Genomic DNA, 17,719 nt, shown 5'->3' on the forward strand with positions numbered 1-17,719 from the left:
GCTAACCCTTTGTGGAGTATAAATTTTAATATCGTAAGCTTTACCAGTAGTAGAGTTGTACTGATAATGAATAGTTATTGATTCTCCTTTGGCATTTTTCTGGACTACCTGCACTTGTTTCCATACAATTTGTTCATTCAAATCCCTGGGCGCTGTAAATTGCTTACCCGGTTTCGCCGTCGATATTTTCTCTGCGGCACTGATCAGAATTTTGTTATCGATGATATCGTCAGGTCGCGCCCGATATCTGCCACCACGTTACCCCGTAGATACGCTACCGCCCTGCCGTGACGTCCCTGTCTGCACAGTGCATTTTAGCAACGCTTTCTCCACTGTCATTAGCGGTTCTCTTTACGATGCTGGCGAGGTAGGAATGGGTAATTCAGCCGGAACCGGACGTTAAGAAGAAGCTGAAAATCTCTTAAGATCTCCGCTCAAAATCAGAGTCAATGCAATGATTTTATTATAATTATCAAAAAAAAAGCCACTTCTAGAAAAATGGATATGTCAAGTTATAGATAAAAAAACCCAACCACCAAGGTTGGGTTTTTTATTCAGGCATCATATTATTTTTAATAACTTCATATCGTAAAGAAGATCTTTACGCTCTTCTTCACCCAACTCTTTCAACAGTTCCTCAAGAGGATGAGCTGATAAGATCTGATTAATTTCTTTTTGGTGATACGCTTCAACATGTTCAGGGCCACGCGCCGCCATTAGTATTAAATTAATAACAGCTAACATTAATTGTTCAATAGGGAGCTGATAGGCACCTTCATATTGATAAGATGCATAACCTCTTCCATCTGCACCCTCTGGCCACTGAGAGTTTCCGCTGGCAATATCATCCAATTTCACGCGACAACCTTCATAACAACACTCTAAAAAATCTCTTTTAATTTCATAATAATCAATACGTTCATCATTCATTATTTCTTCCTCGGGGTTAGTAGCACACCATTGTTATCGAGGACATTGACCCGAATGCCAGGATACTTTTGCTGGAACTGATCAACTACACCTAAGCAACTGCCACATGCCGAACGTTCCGTGAAAATTGTAACTGTGCCTCTTGCTGATGTGTTATTGCCTAGCTGATCGGCCAAGTTATCAAGAATTTTATATTCAGAATCCGTATTTCTTGGAATCAAAGCGCCTTCTTTATTTGGCAACGTTTGGGATTGGAAATTCTGACTTCCTTTACCTACTAACCCTTTGCCTGCTTCATTAAAACTACTATGCGCCGCCATCTGCACTGGCATACCTGGGATATCCACATCGGCAACAGCAACATTACCCGAACGCTTAGAAGCTGCCTCCCGCCGCCACGCTGTTCTGCTTCGACTTATAATCGTTGCTGTCCTACTGACTGCGCATCAGGAGGTCGCGTCCGATATCCGCCACGATGGCGTTACCGCTCACCTGCGCGCCGTCGAGGATGGCATCGCGTCCGCTGGTCATTGAGACCGTGCCGCCGCTGTCGAGGGTGGTCTCCGTCCAGGCAGTACCGCTCCCCTTCTCGTGGCCCTTAGCCGCATTGACGTTGGCAAAGACGCCGATACCGTAGCCGCTGGTACCGCCGCCGATGCTGACCCCGCGCCCGATACGCGGTTTTATGACCCGCGTTCCATTTTTCCCAAAGCTGTTCAAGAGCCTGTATCTGCATGACCATCTGATATTCATTCAGCCCCTGCCTGCGACTGAACAGTAACTGGCTGGCAGACGCGGGATTAAGCACCGAAACGCCGGTCACGGTCATCGTGGAGCAGGGACGACTGGTGATCGAGCCGGTTAAGGGCTGATGGGTAAAAAGAAAATCCCAGAGCAGTGGCCGGGATCTTTTGCGGTTAATAAAAATCTGGACCTATCCGGCCTTCTGCTTTCAGGATTTCAATAAAACGCTTATAAGTTTCAGGATCCCCTTCAACCAGATCATCCAATATTCTTTCTGCTATGAGGGGTTTAAAAAAAACACCATCTTCAAAAAAAATAAAGTCACCTGATATTGTAGGGTCAATTATTTCTACTTTATCCGCGTTGAATACAGACAAGCCATATCCTTTGATTAGACCATAAAAATAAGTTTTCCCCTTCATCCAGTAAATAGCGTAGATTTCTATTAGTGTTCCGTCATTTTCTTTTATTTTCATTTAACAACATCCTTAATAAAATCAATCACCTTAGCCGGATCACTAACATGTCGCTGGGGTGTAGTAATTTTCATATCATAAGCCTTACCAGTATATGAATTATATTGATAATGCACTGTTATTGTTGAGCCATCAGATAGTTTTTGCTTGGCTTCCATTTTCTGGAATCCCGCAGATGTTGGGAAACGAAGATCCTTATTCATTCCCTTAAGCGGCTCTCCAGCAGAAGCCGGATTACTCCGTACTTGATTCCAAACGATTTTCTCATTCAGATCGCGTGGGAAGGGATTCTGTATCCCTTTAGCCGTCGTGATAGTTTCAGCACTTCTGATTAACTGTTGCTGTTCCCTTGTCAGATTCGATATAGGATTATTTGCAGCCGGCTTCTCAACCGTTAATCCAAATATCACCCCCGCCAGTACCGCTTTATTCAGATTATTTTTATGCAGCTCCGTGTTATTCGCCACTGGCTCCAGTTCTGAAATCGAATAAGCAACCAGTCCCTGACATTGGGCATTACACTCCGGCGAGGCTTGTAGAACCTTCATTTTCTCCAGCTCTGCCTTTTGCTCATTAACTGGAATACCTGTCGCCAGCTCGCCCGTGGCCGCGCCTGCGGCACCTGCTGCCGCGCTGTTACCCTGGATGGCCGCCACCGCGCCGCCCAGAATGGCATGGGCAATAGTGTTAACCGCCGTATTACCCTCGGTTGATTTCAGCATATGCGCCAGCTCCGGGGCCGACGCCCCCGCCAGCGCACCGGCGATATCCCCGCCTGCCAGCCCCGACAGCGCGGCCGTGGCCGCCTGGATACCCCGCTGGATCGGGCGATATCCATGGCCTGGCTGCCAATCTCGCTGATAAGGCTCACGGCCTGGAGCCGCTTCTGCTCCTTCTCCTTGTCGAATATCGGGCTGAGGCTGTCGTTCGCATGCGCCGTATCCCGGCTCAGGTCCGCCACGTCCTGCTGCTGGTTCGCTGTGTCACGCACGGTAATAGTGCCGTTTGCGACCGCCGCCTGAGTGGTGCCCTCTGCATGGCCGCTGCTGCCACCCGCGGAGACCATTCCGCCCGGCATATTGCCGGTGAACGTATCTTTGCCGAAGCTGCCGCCCCCGCTCATGCTGACACCGCTGTGGCTGACCTTATAATCGGCTTCGTTATGGATATCGCTGAAGCCCAGGGTGCCCGTATCCAGACGGTTTTTATCCGCCTGTACCGTGGAGGCTATCACCGCCCCGTCCAGCTGCGTGTGGCGGCCCACCGTGATATCGAAGCCACCGTCACCGGCATACAGCCCGCTCTGCTCCTGCACCGAATCAAAGGTGCTGTTCATTTTGTCCTGGCTGGCGCTGACGTAGCCCGAGCCGGTCATACTGCCGAAGGTGACCCCACGCCCGATACGCGGTTTTATGCCCGGCGTTCCATTTTTCCCAAAGCTGTTAAAGAGCCTGTATCTGCATGACCATCTGGTATTCATTCAGCCCCTGCCTGCGACTGAACGGTAACTGGCTGGCAGAAGCGGGATTCAGCACCGACACGCCGGTCATGGTCAGCGTTGAGCAGGGAAAACCGGTGATCGAGCCGGTTAAGGGCTGACGGGTAAAAGATCCCGGCGCAGGGGCCGGAATCTTCTCAAGCCATCATTTTGTCTAAAATATGGCTTACATCATTAAGTAAGGCACAGACATCTTCTTTAGAAGCCCCTATCCTGGTTTCAAATTCAGGAACAGAGATGCCATTACAAATTTCATTCAAAGCTGAGTTCAGGATCAATAACTCATTTTCATCAATGGTTAATTGAGCTTGTTTTCCAGCAACAGATATTACATCCATTCATCACCTCAAATTATCGAAGTATGCCCTACCGTTTACAGGCCTAAAGCTGTTCCACCATCTGCTGCTTTAGGATTGCGGATTACAACATTACCAGTAGATTGATCCCAATAAGCTGAACGACCATTGCTCAACTCTTTAGTAGAGGTCGATTATCACCCCAACCAGGGCAGACCCAACCCGCTACCCCAGCTCACCATCAAGGGCCGCTGGCTGGAAGAACTGTGATTCCGGACCGGGCAGCCGGTGATTGTGACGGCTGAGAAGGGACGGCTGACTATTGAGCTTGAGTTTAAGTTCTGACGGCTAAAAAGAAGATCCCGGCGCAGGGGCCGGGATCTTCTGCAGTTAGTAAAAATCTGGATCTATCCGGCCTTCTGCTTTCAGGATTTCAAGGAAGCGTTTATAGGCTGCTTCATCATTTTCAAGTAAATCATCAAGTAATCTTTCTTTAATAAGTGACGAATGATAAATACCTCTACAGTTATTTTCGAAGTACGTAAAATTCCCCGATAAGTCAGGGTCTATGAGTTCTACATCTTGGGCTTTATATGCTATCAGACCACCATGTTTTCTTGGCATGCCCAAAAATAAAGTTTCTTTCCCCACCCAATATATTGCATAAACATCAATAACATAGGCCGATTTGTTAGGTCTTATTTTCATTATTTATCCTTTAATGATGGGCCTGGCTGCAATGGATTCCGCTGTGGTGTAGTTATCTTCATATCATAAGCCTTACCAGTAAAAGAGTTATATTGGTAATGGATTGTAATGTTAGAACCATCAGGTAACTCATGATTCACCTGCATTTTTTGGAACCCAGCAGTTTTTGGAAAGCGCGAGTCTTTATTCATATTGTCTAATATCTGCCCCTGTGAAGGGCTTTTCTTAACCTGATTCCATAATACTTTCTCATTCAGATCTCGTGGGAAGGGATTCTGTATCCCTTTAGCCGTCGTGATAGTCTCAGCACTCCAGATTAATTGCTGCTGCTCCCTTGTCAGATGCGATATAGGATTATTTGCAGCCGGCTTCTCAACCGTTAATCCAAATATCACACCCGCCAGTACCGCCTTACTCAGATTATTTTTGTGCAGCTCAGTATTATTCGCCACTGGCTCCAGTTCTGAAATCGAATAAGCAACCAGTCCCTGACATTGGGCATTACACTCCGGCGAGGCTTGTAGAACCTTCAGTTTCTCCAGCTCTGCCTTTTGCTCATTAACTGGAATACCTGTCGCCAGCGCCTTCGCCTGTTGCGCTACATCTTGTTTTTTCAGGTCAGACAGAAGCTGCTCTCTCTCGACATCCGTCTTCGCATTTGCGTACTGTTCGGTGAAGGTCGTGATGTCCTTATCACCCAAAAAGTTATTCTCAGCCGCATTCTTCCCGGCCTGTCCCCCCGCAACCGCAGACTCCGTGCTGTCCCCCGCAAGCCCTCCGACCATCCCCGCCGAAATCGTTGCCAGGGCGCTGACCGTCTGCTTCTGCTCTTCCGTCAGCTTCGACAGGTCGGTCACGCCAGGATACAGCACACCCGCTATCGCCTTCGCCGCCAGCTCGCCCGTGGCCGCGCCTGCGGCACCTGCTGCCGCGCTGTTACCCTGGATGGCCGCCACCGCGCCGCCCAGAATGGCATGGGCAATAGTGTTAACCGCCGTATTACCCTCGGTGGCTTTCAGCATATGCGCCAGCTCCGGTGCCGACGCCCCCGCCAGCGCACCGGCGATATCCCCGCCTGCCAGCCCCGACAGCGCCGCCGTCGCCGCCTGGATACCCCGCTGGATGGTGCTGCCCGTGCCGTACTTCTCCATGGCCGTCTTGTATTCGGACGTCTCGCGCAGCGCCTTCTGATACTCAGCTTTGGTATCTTTACTGGCATCCGGCCCCGGCTCATGCTTCCCGTCTTTCGCCAGCTTAGCCCGCGCCGCATTCAGGCCTTCTATCTCGCCCTGGGTGCGGGCAATGTCTGCCGCCTGCGAGCCAATCTCACCAATCAGCTGCACTTCCTGCAGACGTCGCTGCTCCTTCTCCTTGTCAAATATCGGGCTGATGCTGCCGTTCGCATGCTCCGTATCCCGGCTCAGGTCCGCCACATCCTGCTGCTGGTTCGCCGTATCACGGACAGTCAGCGTCCCTTCGCTCACCGCCGCCCGGGTGGTGCCCTCTGCATCACCGCTGTTACCGCCCCCGGCCAGCAGGCCGTTCGCCATGTTCCCGGCAAACTGGCTGCCAATGCTGCCCCCGGAGCTGATCCCCGCCCCCTGATGTTCGGTCTCAAACTCTGCCCGGTTGTGGATATCGCTGAAGCCCAGCGTGCCGGTGTCGAGGCTGTTCCTGTCCGCATCCGCCGTCGAGGCGATCACCCCGCCGTCGAGCTGAGTGTGGTTGCCCACGGTCACGTCAAAGCCGCCCTTCCCGGCAAAAATCCCGCTCTGCTCCTGGACCGAGTCGTAGTCGCTGGACATTTTGTCCCGGCTGGCGCTGATGCTGCCGGAGAAGCCGCCCGCCCCGAAGGTGTAACCCAGGCCGCCGCTGACGCTGTGCTGCCTGCTGTCGTAGTGGTCGCTGTCCTGCAGGCTGGTTATCGTCAGGTTGCGACCGATATCCGCCACCACGGTTTCGCCACTCACCTGGGCGCCGGCCAGCGTGGTATCACGCCCGCTGTTAATCGTGAGCTGATTACCCGCATCCACCGTGGTCTCGTTCTGCCAGACCCCGTTGCCCTTCTCGTGCCCTTTGCTGCTGTTGGCGTTCGCGGAGATACTGAGCCCCGCCCCACCGGAACCCACCCCCAGCCCGACGCCGATGCTGCCCCCGCTGCTGCTGTTTTTACCCGACGTCTGCTGCGTGTCCTGCGAGGCCAGCAGGTTCACGTCCCGGGCCGCATCAAGCGTCACGTTCTGACCGGCCTTGATCTGGCTGCCCGCCACGGTGATGTCGCTCCCGGTGGCCCTGAGGGTGACGTTGCTGCCCGCGTTGAGGGTGCTGCCCGTGGTGGTCTCACTCTGCATATGCGATGAGGATTTAGACGACTGCGAACCCAGCGACGCGCTGATACCTACGGTGTTGGTGTTACCGCTGTCAGAGGTCCCCCTCCCCTGGTCCAGCGCCACCGCCTGCCCGGCCTGCACGCCGGAGAGCGCCGCCTGTGTCCCCTTCAGGGCGGCCAGACGCGAATCGCTGCTCTGCTTCGCGCTTTGCGCCGTCGTGACCGCGCTATTCAGCGCGCTCCCCGCCGTGCCCGACAGCGCCACCGTCAGGCCGCTGCTCTTCTGCTCATACTTCTCATCGCGGGTGCGTTTATCGTGGCCCGGCTCGATCACCACGCTGTCACCGCGAACCGCAATATCCTTCTGCGCGATGATATCCGCCCCACCGATGTGGGCCTGCTTACCTGCCGTGATGCTGACGTCGCCGCCCGTCGACCCGACGGTGCTGAAGCTCCCGCTCTGGGTGGTGCCCTGCTCGCGAAGGCTCTGGGTGGACCTGCTGCTGCCGAGGGTGAAGCCAATCCCGCCGGTGCCCATCAGGCCGGACTTTTTGGTCTCCTTAAAGCGCCAGGAGGTGTCGGTGTTGGTGGCCGCCACGATGTCGACGTTGTTACCTGCGGATAACGCCACGTCGCCGTCACCGGCCACTGCCGAGCCTTTCACCAGCAGGTTGTTTCCGGCCTGCACCGTCACGTTATCGCCGCTCAGCAGGGAGCCTTTCTCCCGCGTGGCGCTGTCCTCATTGATGGTGTGGGTGGTCTTTTTACTCAGGAACCCGCTGCTGGTTTTGGTTTTCTCCCGGTAGCGATAGTCGCTCTCGGTGGCGGTGGTGAGATTGACATCCCGACCCGCCGCCACGCCGATATCGCCCTGCGCCGTCACCTCTGCGGCCTGCGCGTTCATATCGCGCCCGGCGATGAGGGTCGCGTTGCCGCCGCTGGCGATCTCCGTCCCCTGCTGACGCACGGACTCATCGATGGCGGTTTTCTTCTTCGCTTTGCTGCTGGCGCTTTCAGAGGTGGCCTCTGCCAGCAGGTTCAGATCGCGACCGGCCTGGATGCCGACATCCCCTTCGGCGGCAATGGCTGCGGCGCGGGCATTGAGATCGTTCCCCGCCAGCAGGGTGAGATCGTCCCCCGCCGACAGGGTGCTGCGCTGCTGCGTAACGGAAGCCGTCTCTGTTGTTGCGCTGTTGCGCGGCGAACGGTGCTCACTCTGTGTAATCTCGTTGGCGGTGATATTGATATCGTTACCTGCCGCCATGCCGAGGCTACCGCCCGCCGCCACGTTCGCCCCGGTAATGTTGATATCCTGCCCGGCGCGCATCGCCAGCCCGTCCGTTGCGGTGATGGACGAGGTGACGCCCACATCCGTACCGCTTAAGCGCACGCGGCCCGCGTCCACATCCCACGTCTGCGTTTGGGTGACGTTGTTAATGCTGCCCGTAACGCTCTCCAGCCCCACGGTTTTACCGCTGATGGTGGAGCCGATATTGTTGATATCACCCAGCGAGCTCAGATTGAGTCCGCCGCCTGCGCTGAGCAGTCCGGCGTTCAGGTTGCTGATGCTGTTGCTGCTGTCGACAGACAGGCCCTTCTGCGCCAGCAGCGTGCTTCCGCTGTTGGTGACGTTACCGCCCACCAGCTGTACGTTACTCCCGCTAATCACGCTGCCGCTCTGCACGGTGGCGTCTTTCGGAGAGAGGTACACCTTCGGCACCATCACGGTCTGGCCGTTAACGGTGGCGGTCTCCCACCACAGGATACTGTGGTCGAGGGCGGCTATCTGGTCTGCCGTCAGCGCCACCCCGAGCTTCAGCCCCAGCGAGGTCTCTGCGCCAGCGGCACTGTCCATCAGGTAGCGCATCTGGTCGAGGTCGGAGCCCAGACCGTTGATATAGCGTGTTCCGGTCTGGTTCAGCACGTAGTTGCTGACGTACCGCGTATCAAATGCGGCATCGCCGAGGAAGCGGTAATCGCGATCCGGCTTCAGCCCAAGGCGATCGAGCATGTACGATGAGCCCAGGAACTGACTGGTGTCCGTGTATTGAGTGGCCGTTTCACGCGGGGCAGCGCCTGGATTGATACCGAGCAGTTTCCATAGATCGCCAAACAGAGAGGGATCGAGCTGCCCCAGCCCGTCGAGTTTCGGGTTTACGGTGATGAGGTACGGGCTGTCAGGATCGGTAGAAGTGACAAAGTAGCCGTTTTTGCCGGAAGGCAGAGGATAGGTGCCGTCGATGCCGCCAGGTACGAGAGTTGTGCCGTCGGCGATGGTCTGACCTTGAGCGGCGTTCTGCCAGTCTGGCGCGGTGATTGCCATCGTGTCAGCATCACCCAGCGTCTGCTGATTCGCGCCACCCGCGATGCTTTGTGCTGATGGGGTATTCAGGTCCGGCGCAACAAGGGTATTGCTGATGCGCCCGGCATTTGACGTGGTGTTGGTGTTGCTGATGTCTTTGTCGAACCAGGCGGTGACAATACCGCCAGCCTGGATAACAGAACGATAAAGTGAAGAAGGTTCCGTTTCCTTAACTTCTTTTAGTTCTGCCTGGAGTTTATAAACAAAGTTATAATATTGCGCCTCGCTGTTATTGTACTTCGCCATATTTTTTATATCGCGATCGCTCAACCCTGTCGTGATTTCACGATTGCATTGTGAAGTACAGTCGTACTGATAAAGCGCATATTTGGAGGTTCTCGATGTTTCAGCAGAATAGTTATTTAGCAAATCACCATAAAGGCTGATGTTTCCGGATGCCATTATATTGCTGGCCCTGTTATCAAGGATCCCAGCATCAATCTGTAAATCTCGCCCAGAAGCTATGCGGGAAGCGCCTCCGTTAGCAGTTGCGATGGTTGATGATTCTGAAACCAGAACATCTTTTTTATCCGAACCCGGTAAGACTAAATGATAGACTGTGCGGCAATTTCCGCCCTGGCTTCCCTGACACTCTATTGTTGTGTAATAACCAAGGTACTCACGAGGTACATCAAGGATATTAATTTTGAGCGTACTCTCCAGTTCGGCCGAGTTATCAACCAGCTTATCAATAACAGTAAGTCCATCTCGCTCATTCAATAAATGAGCAGTCTTAATCGTGATATTCCCTCTCTGCGTCTCAATATTTCCTGACGTATTCACCACTTCACTATTAACAGCACCCATGGCATCTTTCTGCATGATCAGGTCTTCGCCCGCCAGCATATCGCCCCGCAGGTTCGCAATACGATCCGCAAACAGCGACAGATTATTTCCGGCATACAGCAGCGCGGTATTGATCACCGACCCGGCGGCGGTGAGCGCCATATTGCCCGCGGTGCCGGTAAAGCCATCGAGGGTGATATCCCCCTGGCTGGAGAGGCTGACATCGCCCCCGGCTTGCAGCGAGCCGCTGCTGTTCATGGCAATCTCACTGCCGGAGAGCGAGGTCGTGCCGCCTCCTGCAGTAATCAGGCCATTATTGGTCACCTTGCCCGCGGCGTTCAGCGTGATGCCGTTGCCCTGCAGGGTACTCTGGTTGCTGATGTCGCCCTGGCTGGTAATGGTCAACTGGTCGTTGGCCGCCACCACGCCCTGCGCCGTCCAGCTGTTCGCCAGCTTCAGCGTCAGGTTGCCGAGGGCCACAATCTGGCCGATACCGCTGAGGGACGTCGCTTCGGTCAGCAGGTCGCCCCCGCTGAACAGGTTGCCATTATCGTTGTTGATACTGTCACTGGTCAGCGTCAGGCTGCTGTTCCCCAGCAGGGTGCCGCTGTTGGTCAGCGTCTGCGCGTTCACGGTCAACTGTGTCGCCTGCAGGGTCCCGGCGTTGGTCAGGCTGTTGCCGGTAAAGGTGGCCTCGCGGGCCGCTATCATGGTGCCGCTGTTAGCGAGTTTTGCCGCATTCATTAGCAGGTTCGTCGCCTGCAGCCAGCCTGCCCCGCTGTAGTCCGCGGTGGTCAGCTTCAGCTCATCACCGGAGAGGATGTTGCCGTTATTTTGCACCTGCGTGGCGCCACTGAGCGTGGAGGGACCATTCCCCTGAATCGTGCCGTTATTGTTCAGCACCGGGGCGGTCACAGCGAGTGCATTCTGGCTGAGAATGATGCCGTTGGTCTGGTTGGTCAGGGCCTCCAGCAGCGTGAGCGTCAGGCCGCTGTCGCCCTGCAGACGTCCATCGTTGGTCAGCGTCCGGGCATCAAGCTGGGTGTTATCCCCCTGCATCTGGCCGCTGTTGCTGATGTCTCCCGCCCGGACGGTCAGCCCTGCCCCACTCAGCATTTTCCCCTGTTGCTTCAGGTTGCCCGTCAGGTGCAGGTTAAGTCCGTTGACGCCGCTGATCTCCCCGCCGTTGCTGAGCGAGTCGCCGTCGATAGTGAGGTTTTTCGCGCTCAGCAGCCCCTGGTTGTCGAGGTTTTTCCCGCTAAGTCGGGCATGGCCCAGGGCGGTAATTTTACTGCCGGTGACGGTCGCCAGGTCACCGCTTAACGTCAGGGCCAGATCCAGCGCACTCTGGATGGCGCCGCTGTTGGTCAAATTTTTGCCTGTCAGGGCGATGTTCTGCCCCTGCAGCCGACCGCTGTTGGTGATCTCCCGGGCGTTAACCGTCAGGGTCTGCTGACTCAGCAGGTCGCCCCGGTTGTTCAGGGTGCCGGTCAGGAGCATGTCACCCGCCGCGAGCAGATTACCGTTGTTGGTGAGCTGCGGTACGCTGAAGGTCAGCTTGCCCTGACTCATCAGGTCGCCGTCGTTCCACAGGGAGCCGGTTGCGCGGGCGTCAAAATCGCCCGTAGCAAGCGCAGAGCCAGAATGCCGCCAGTCGCCTGCATCAACGCTGAGATGTTGCCCCTGGATGGTGCCTGCGGTGGTGAGCTGCCCGGCGGTGATATCCAGCTTACCGGCGGTCAGCCAGCGCCCCGCCGCCCCCTGGGCCAGCGTATCGCCGCTAAGGGTCAGCCCGTCGGTGCCCTGCAACAGCCCCGCACCGTTGAGGGTGTTGGCCGCAACCACCAGCGATCCGTCGCTGATAATCCGACCGCTGTTGCCAATCGTCGGAATGGAGAGAGTCAGCCTTGCTGCGCTGTAGAGCGTCCCGTTTTGCTGGTTGTCCAGCTCCCGGGTATCCAGCCGCAGGGACGAATCCCCCTGCAACAGCCCGCTGTTAGTGAGCGTCTGTGACTGCGTATTAAGTGCCGACGCGATCGCCACGCCGCTGTTGTCCAGCTGCGGTGCGCTGAGGGTCATCGTGTTCGCGCTGCTTTTGCCGCTGTGCGCCAGGGTCTCACTGGCGTTGACCATCAGAGCCTCTTTCGCCGCCTGGGTTCCTTTCAGATCTGCCTGTCTGGCGCTTATGCTCAGGTTACGGCCCTGAATCTGCGCGGCCCCGGTGGTGGTAACCTGCTGTCCTGCCACGCTGAGATCGCCGGTCGCATTTATCGCGCCGTTAAGCGTCTGACGGGCAGCATTAAGCGACAGCCCATTTCCTGCCACCAGCTGGCCGTTATGCGTCAGGGCATCGGCGGCCACCGCCAGGTTTTGCCCGGCCGTCATGCGTCCATCGAGCGTGGCGCCGTCCCGGGCATTCACACTGATATGCTGTGCGGCATCCGTTTGGCTGCCAGCATCCTGGGAGATCTGTTGCGCCGTAAGGGAGACATCCCGCCCGGCGGTCAGTTTGGCCTTGCTGTGCGAGAGCGTGCCGCTGGCATTCAACACCAGGTCACGGTCGCTGTTCAGCGAACCCTCCTGCAGCGCCAGATCGCTCTGGCTGTTCAGGGTGATGTTGCCCCCGGCTTTGTGATCCCCGCTCAGGGCCAGGCTTTCACCCTTCGCGGTAATGGCACCGCTGGCCAGGCTGTTTTTCAGCGTCAGTTTTCCGTTGGCATCCAGCGAAATATCCCCGTCGCGGGCATTGAGATTGCCCAGATTGACGCCCACCCCTTTCTCGCTGGAGACCAGGTGAATACGGTTGGCGTACATCCCGCCCAGCGCTCCGGTATCCACCGCCACTTTTGGGGCGTCGCCTTCACCGGGGATCGGGCTGACACTGCCGTCGGCCGCCACCCGGTTGGCCCCCGCCACCACCGTCAGTGATTTGGCATGCAGTTGGGCATTCACGTCGGTGGCGCGGGCGATGATCGACACCGCATCGCTCTGGCTTCCGTCCAGGCCCTGGCCTTCAATCAGGATGCTGCCTTTGCTGACGTCCAGCGACTGTAACCGGCCACTGGCGTCGAGCACCGGCTTGCCGGTGGTCAGCGTCGCGTTGGGGGTATTGATAAACCCGCAGCCGTTACAGGTGATGCCGTAAGGGTTGGCGACGATGACGTTGGCGGCTTTCCCCGCCACTTCGGTATAGCCCTGCAGCTGAGAGCGGTTAGTGCCGGTGACTTCGTTGATAATCCCCGCCGCCTCCCTGCCCGCCGTCAGGTTGGGGTTGTTATGAATAAGCCCGCCGAGCTGGGTCTGATTAGCCTGGCCGGTGGCATTGTTGAGGATCAGCCCCTCTTTGCCGACGTTGTAATCCTGATATTTATTGTGCGAAATGCCCGCGGCATTCGGCGGGGCGATATTAACCACCGGCACGCCGTTGGCGGCTTTATCCAGTTGGGTAGTGCCGGTCGGCGTAAGGGTTTCCGCCACGGCAGGAAGCAGCGGCTGCGTCGCGAGCAGCACGCTCAGTAAGGTGCTCAGTACGCGCCGGGATAAACTTACCTGTTCCTTTTTCATCGTCCCTGTCCCTTAAAATGCCACCGACACGCGGTAATAAATATTCAGATGATCCGGCCCCAGCCAGTCCGGGTAGTCCAGCGGCGTTCCGACGGTGAACTGGCTGGAGAACAGCCGGTTAACGCTGGTCAGCCCGACGGCCGCCCCCCACAGGGTGCCAGAGGCGTAACGGTCGAAACCGTCTTTTTTCAGCCAGCCGCCGTCCAGTGCCGCCAGGGCACCGATCTGCCCGATCCACGGCAAGGTGATGAGCGATGCGTTGATTTCGTTACGCCAGTAGCCGCCGTTATCGCCGGAGAGGTACTGCTCTTTGAAGCCGCGCACCGAAGTTTCGCCCCCAAGGGTTAAGCGTTCGCTGCCGTACAGACGATCGGGTGACCACTGGAAATAGACGCTGGAGAGCCACCACAGCCTGTCGGTAAGCGGTTGCTGATAGCTGCCGTTGACGCTCCACTTGCGAAACTCCGCTTTCGGCACATCGCCGTGCTTGTCGTTATCATCCTCGGCCCCCAGCCACGGCACGCCCTGGGTGAAGGCCGGGTTGAAGGTCGCCACACCGCTCGCGATTTTTTGCGTGTGGTTAATGCCCAGCGAAAAACTGGAGAGCTTCCGGCTGCTGGTGGCGAGCAGGACATCGTCGAGATAGTTATGGTTGATGCGGTGGGTCAGGCCCACCGCGGCGCTGGTCTTGATATCGCCGTTGCGGAACAGCACCCAGGAGCCGTTCAGCCGGTGGGTTTCGTTGTCGCCGGTCGAGCGCCAGTGATAGCCGTTGTTATCGATGGTGCTGAGATAGTTGCTCCAGCTGTAGCTGTAATCGAACAGGCCATAGCCATAAGGCACGCTGACGCCCGCGGCGAAGTTCTGCGCATCCTTGCTGCTGGAAAAATCACTGCTGCGCCCGCCGCTGATAAACCATTTATCGGCGATCCCCAGCAGGTTATTGCCGATCAGAACCCCGCTGAGCTGGCCCGTGCCGGTGCTCTTTTGCCCGCTGTTATCAAAGCTGACGGAGCCGGTCAGCGGGAATTCCGGGGCGGCGGTGAGGTTAACGATGGAGTATCCCTGGCGGTCGCCGGGCAGGATCTCAATCTGAACCGGGGTCTGACGAACCCGGTTCAGCTGCTCCATCCCTTGTTCGATGTCGCGCAGGTTGAGGATCTTGCCCACCCGTCCTGGAAAAGCCATCTTCAGCGTGCGTTCCGGCACCCCCTCCAGCTGAATTTGCTGGAGCTTACCTTCCAGCACCGCGATATGCAGCGTGCCGTGGGTCAGATCCTGCTCGGTCAGAAAGGCGCGGCTGGTAATATACCCCCGGCTGATATACCAGTCGGAGACCGCGTGGGTCAGGTCGTTGAGGGCGGCCATATCGAGGCACTGGTTGCGCCAGGGGGCGGTCAGACGGCTTTGGGCAACATCCGGCATGGCGGTGGCACCCTCAAGCACAATCCGGGAGATCACAAAACAGGGGCCGTCAGAGGCAGAAAGTGCAGGAGAGGAAGGCATCCGGGGAAGAACCGTGCTGCGCTCCAGCTCGTCGCGCTGGCGCTGGTTTTGATCCAGCAGCAGCTGTTGCTGTTGCTGGACGGCACTACGGTCGGCGGGCGACAGGAGCGCTGCGTGGGCACTGCCGATCGGCCATAAAATAATACCGACGAAAAGCCCGATTAACCTGGTCATCCTTACCTTCACAGCATCCCCCTGCCTTTTGTCCGTTTTCGGACCGGCGTACAAAAAAGGGGCAAATTATGTCAAAAAGTAAACTCTGTAAATATGAGTAAACGCCCATCCATGCACTTTTCGGACTTTTCCACTGTTCCAGGAATTTATTGAAATCCCGCAGTCGGATTACCTGGCGCAAAATTAACGCATTCCCCCGTCGCGCCATTCATCAGACATGTGTATTATTCCCTGTTGTTTTCCTGACAACTATCCTTAACTCAAATACTTAAGCGCCAAAGCGAAAAGCATCATGAGCACACCGATCAAACGGCTGGAAATCATTAAAAATGCCATCGAACTGGAAGATGACGACATCATCGAGAACCAGCTGGCACGGTTAAAAAACGAAGCCTTTGACGAGGAGCTGCTGGCGATCGTCGTGGCGCTTGAGCAGAAAAACTACACCGGGGCGATGGCGGCCATTACCCACTGGCTGCAAAGCCAGCGTGCCGTCACCACGTGGCGCGATCCGCAGCTGGCCGCCAGCAAGCTGGAGCTGAAAGCGCTGGAAGAGCGCCTGCGCGATCTCATCGACAGGCGTAACGCCCGCGTGCAGCAGCTGGATGAATTTAACGATATCTACCTCACCCGCCTCGGCCCGCTGATGAGCCAGATCCTCGCCCTGCGCAAAACCCTGGCGGAGCTCAACCTGCGCCGCCAGCAGGCAGAGACGCGCCGTCGGGAGGCGGACTATCGCCGCTGCCAGCAGTATGTTGCCCAGGCGGTGGAGGTGCTGACCACCCTGACCCAGCACTGGCGCGATCTGCCCGCCGACTCGGTGCAGGCCGCCGCGGCGCGTAAGCATCTGCAGCAGCAAAGCAACCTCATCGCCAATCTGCTGGCCGAAGCCCAGGAGCTGGAAACGGGCCTGACCCGCGAAGAGGAGCCCGCTCGCCAGGCGCGGGACGAGGCCAATGAAGAATATAAAAAATACCGCGAGCAGCAGCATGAAGCGGAAATCCGCCTGCGCAAGGGCCAGGACCTCTCCGAAGAGGATCAGAACGAGTTAAAACGGCTCTGGCGTCAGGCAAGCAAGCTCTGTCACCCGGATCTGGTGGCGGACGATCTGAAGGAAGAGGCCAACGCCATGATGGTGCAGCTGAACCAGGCGAAGCAGCGCGGCGACGTGAAGGCGATCCGCTCCCTGGTGGCCCGTCTGCATCAGGGGCTGGAGCCGCTGATGGCCAGCGACAGGCTCAATGACCTGACCCGTATCCGCAAAAAGATGGCCCAGGTCCGGGAGCAGATCGACACCCTGGTGAGCGAGCTGGCGGAGCTGGAGAAAGAGGAGTCCTGGCTGCTGGTCTCCTCGCTGAGCAATATGGAAGCGTACTTTGCCCAGCAGGAGAGAGCCCTGCACGAGGTGCGCGCCTCCCTCGAACATCAGGTCAGCGAAGCGCAGCTCGACGACGTGGCCTGATTATTTGGCGTGCCAGTACGCGCTGGCACGCACCAGCTTCTGATCGATAGCGTCGGTTTCAAACAGGCGACTCAGGTTTTTCACCACCTTCCCTTCCCCGGTCAGCCAGATGAAGTAATCCTCTGCCGGCACGCTGAGCGTCGCCAGACGATCCGCCACCGCCTGCTCGTTATGCCCCACCACCCAGTGGATGTTGAACTCGCTTAAGTGGGCCAGATAGTCCTGACAGGCGGCATCAGCCACGGTGACCACGGCGTGAACCTCCGGGCGCACCGGCAGCGCACGCAGAGCTTCCAGACGGCGACGCAGGGCGGGCATGCCCGACTCATCGCAGACGTACAGCTGCCAGGCGTAATCTTCCGGCACCACCAGCGAACCGCGCGGGCCGCCGATGGAGAGGGTGTCCCCCGGCTTAGCGTCCACCGCCCAGCTGCTTGCCACCCCACCGTCGTGGATAAAGAAATCGAGCGCTAGCTCATGACGGGCCGCGTCATACAGCGGGGTGTAATCCCGCGCCTGCGGACGTACGCCGTCACCCCAGTCCACGCCCTCGTCCGTCACCACCGGCGGCACAAAGGTGGTGCCCTTTTCCGGGAAAAAGACTTTGGCATGGTCGTCGAAGCCGCGGGAGCTGAAGCCCTCCAGCGCCTCGCCGCCTAACACGATGCGCTGAAAACCGGCGCTGACGCGCTCCACGCGGAGCACGTTCAGCTCGCGAAAGCGCAGGTCGTTACGGACACGTTGGGGGTAGCGGGTTGTGGTCATAATTTGCCTTCGTGAAAGTGAAATCGATATATCGAAATTGAAAGTTAAATGATAATGATTGCTAATAAGAAAAAATGCAAGATGTTTTAGATTGCATCTAAAACTGCTTTAGATATAAA

General features: G+C 56.9%; 11 protein-coding genes and 3 pseudogenes. 4 read left to right on the top strand and 10 right to left on the bottom strand.

All coding sequences use genetic code 11. The features are described 5' to 3' along the window. Positions 1-561 precede the first annotated feature (561 nt). The 3 genes and pseudogenes from SOM40_RS20095 to SOM40_RS20105 form a co-directional block, all read right to left on the bottom strand. Positions 562-930, bottom strand: a complete 369-nt coding sequence (locus SOM40_RS20095) for a hypothetical protein (RefSeq protein ID WP_225758038.1) — start codon at positions 928-930, stop codon at positions 562-564. Beyond that, a complete protein-coding gene (locus SOM40_RS20100; protein WP_255639574.1) occupies positions 930-1,262 on the bottom strand; it encodes a deaminase domain-containing protein in 333 nt (110 codons plus the stop codon). The genes SOM40_RS20095 and SOM40_RS20100 overlap by 1 nt, the downstream gene beginning before the upstream one ends. 103 nt (positions 1,263-1,365) lie before the next feature. Continuing rightward, positions 1,366-1,602, bottom strand: a pseudogene (locus SOM40_RS20105) (hemagglutinin repeat-containing protein); the annotation flags it as partial. Between the two features lie 113 nt (positions 1,603-1,715). Here SOM40_RS20105 and SOM40_RS20110 point away from each other — a divergent pair. Next, positions 1,716-1,802, top strand: a complete 87-nt coding sequence (locus SOM40_RS20110) for a SymE family type I addiction module toxin (protein WP_501050887.1) — start codon at positions 1,716-1,718, stop codon at positions 1,800-1,802. Between the two features lie 45 nt (positions 1,803-1,847). Here the strand turns inward: SOM40_RS20110 and SOM40_RS20115 are convergent, their stop codons facing one another. Both SOM40_RS20115 and SOM40_RS20120 read right to left on the bottom strand, forming a co-directional pair. Next, positions 1,848-2,150 carry a hypothetical protein gene (locus SOM40_RS20115; protein WP_225758036.1) on the bottom strand — a complete coding sequence of 101 codons (303 nt, stop codon included), beginning with the start codon at positions 2,148-2,150 and terminating at the stop codon, positions 1,848-1,850. 590 nt (positions 2,151-2,740) lie between these two features. Then, a pseudogene (locus SOM40_RS20120) lies at positions 2,741-3,549 on the bottom strand (hemagglutinin); the annotation flags it as partial. Positions 3,550-3,611: 62 nt separating this feature from the next. Here SOM40_RS20120 and SOM40_RS20125 point away from each other — a divergent pair. Beyond that, entirely contained in the window at positions 3,612-3,749 is a 138-nt protein-coding gene (locus SOM40_RS20125) for a SymE family type I addiction module toxin (RefSeq protein WP_225758035.1), read from the top strand. 36 nt (positions 3,750-3,785) lie between these two features. On the opposite strand, the gene SOM40_RS20130 is transcribed toward SOM40_RS20125, so the two are convergent. Further along, the gene (locus SOM40_RS20130) at positions 3,786-3,986 is read right to left on the bottom strand and encodes a hypothetical protein (protein ID WP_225758034.1); all 201 of its coding nucleotides are present in this window, start codon (positions 3,984-3,986) and stop codon (positions 3,786-3,788) included. A gap of 126 nt (positions 3,987-4,112) precedes the next feature. On the opposite strand from SOM40_RS20130, the pseudogene SOM40_RS20135 reads away from it, so the two are divergent. Next, positions 4,113-4,289 (top strand): annotated as a pseudogene (locus SOM40_RS20135) (SymE family type I addiction module toxin). 45 nt (positions 4,290-4,334) lie between these two features. Here SOM40_RS20135 and SOM40_RS20140 read toward each other — a convergent pair. Genes SOM40_RS20140 through SOM40_RS20150 form a run of 3 tightly spaced genes read right to left on the bottom strand, consistent with a single transcriptional unit; the run spans position 4,335 to position 15,373 of the window. Then, on the bottom strand, positions 4,335-4,652 hold the full coding sequence (locus tag SOM40_RS20140; RefSeq protein WP_225758033.1) for a hypothetical protein: 318 nt from the start codon (positions 4,650-4,652) through the stop codon (positions 4,335-4,337). Further along, positions 4,652-13,693: a hemagglutinin repeat-containing protein gene (locus SOM40_RS20145; protein WP_320531017.1), complete on the bottom strand. Its 9,042-nt coding sequence runs from the start codon at positions 13,691-13,693 to the stop codon at positions 4,652-4,654. Before SOM40_RS20145 ends, SOM40_RS20140 begins: the two co-directional genes overlap by 1 nt. Before the next feature lie 12 nt (positions 13,694-13,705). Further along, on the bottom strand, positions 13,706-15,373 hold the full coding sequence (locus SOM40_RS20150) for a ShlB/FhaC/HecB family hemolysin secretion/activation protein (protein ID WP_320531016.1): 1,668 nt from the start codon (positions 15,371-15,373) through the stop codon (positions 13,706-13,708). Between the two features lie 292 nt (positions 15,374-15,665). Between SOM40_RS20150 and SOM40_RS20155 the strand changes: the two genes are divergently transcribed. Continuing rightward, on the top strand, positions 15,666-16,835 hold the full coding sequence (locus tag SOM40_RS20155) for a coiled-coil domain-containing protein (protein WP_320531015.1): 1,170 nt from the start codon (positions 15,666-15,668) through the stop codon (positions 16,833-16,835). Here SOM40_RS20155 and SOM40_RS20160 read toward each other — a convergent pair whose 3' ends face one another. Then, on the bottom strand, positions 16,836-17,600 hold the full coding sequence (locus SOM40_RS20160; RefSeq protein WP_320531014.1) for a siderophore-interacting protein: 765 nt from the start codon (positions 17,598-17,600) through the stop codon (positions 16,836-16,838). Positions 17,601-17,719 lie beyond the last annotated feature (119 nt).

It is taken from the genome of Leclercia sp. CFBP8987 (assembly GCF_034044995.2).
Taxonomy (GTDB): Bacteria; Pseudomonadota; Gammaproteobacteria; order Enterobacterales; family Enterobacteriaceae; genus Enterobacter; species Enterobacter tamurae.

Excerpts from the sequence above, each read along its gene's own strand:
- SOM40_RS20160 (WP_320531014.1), bottom strand. The coding sequence starts at position 17,600 with ATGACCACAACCCGCTACCCCCAACGTGTCCGTAACGACCTGCGCTTT.
- SOM40_RS20100 (WP_255639574.1), bottom strand. The coding sequence starts at position 1,262 with ATGCCAGTGCAGATGGCGGCGCATAGTAGTTTTAATGAAGCAGGCAAA.
- SOM40_RS20140 (WP_225758033.1), bottom strand. The coding sequence starts at position 4,652 with ATGAAAATAAGACCTAACAAATCGGCCTATGTTATTGATGTTTATGCA.
- SOM40_RS20115 (WP_225758036.1), bottom strand. The coding sequence starts at position 2,150 with ATGAAAATAAAAGAAAATGACGGAACACTAATAGAAATCTACGCTATT.
- SOM40_RS20145 (WP_320531017.1), bottom strand. The coding sequence starts at position 13,693 with ATGAAAAAGGAACAGGTAAGTTTATCCCGGCGCGTACTGAGCACCTTA.
- SOM40_RS20150 (WP_320531016.1), bottom strand. The coding sequence starts at position 15,373 with ATGACCAGGTTAATCGGGCTTTTCGTCGGTATTATTTTATGGCCGATC.
- SOM40_RS20095 (WP_225758038.1), bottom strand. The coding sequence starts at position 930 with ATGAATGATGAACGTATTGATTATTATGAAATTAAAAGAGATTTTTTA.
- SOM40_RS20155 (WP_320531015.1), top strand. The coding sequence starts at position 15,666 with ATGAGCACACCGATCAAACGGCTGGAAATCATTAAAAATGCCATCGAA.
- SOM40_RS20125 (WP_225758035.1), top strand. The coding sequence starts at position 3,612 with ATGACCATCTGGTATTCATTCAGCCCCTGCCTGCGACTGAACGGTAAC.
- SOM40_RS20130 (WP_225758034.1), bottom strand. The coding sequence starts at position 3,986 with ATGGATGTAATATCTGTTGCTGGAAAACAAGCTCAATTAACCATTGAT.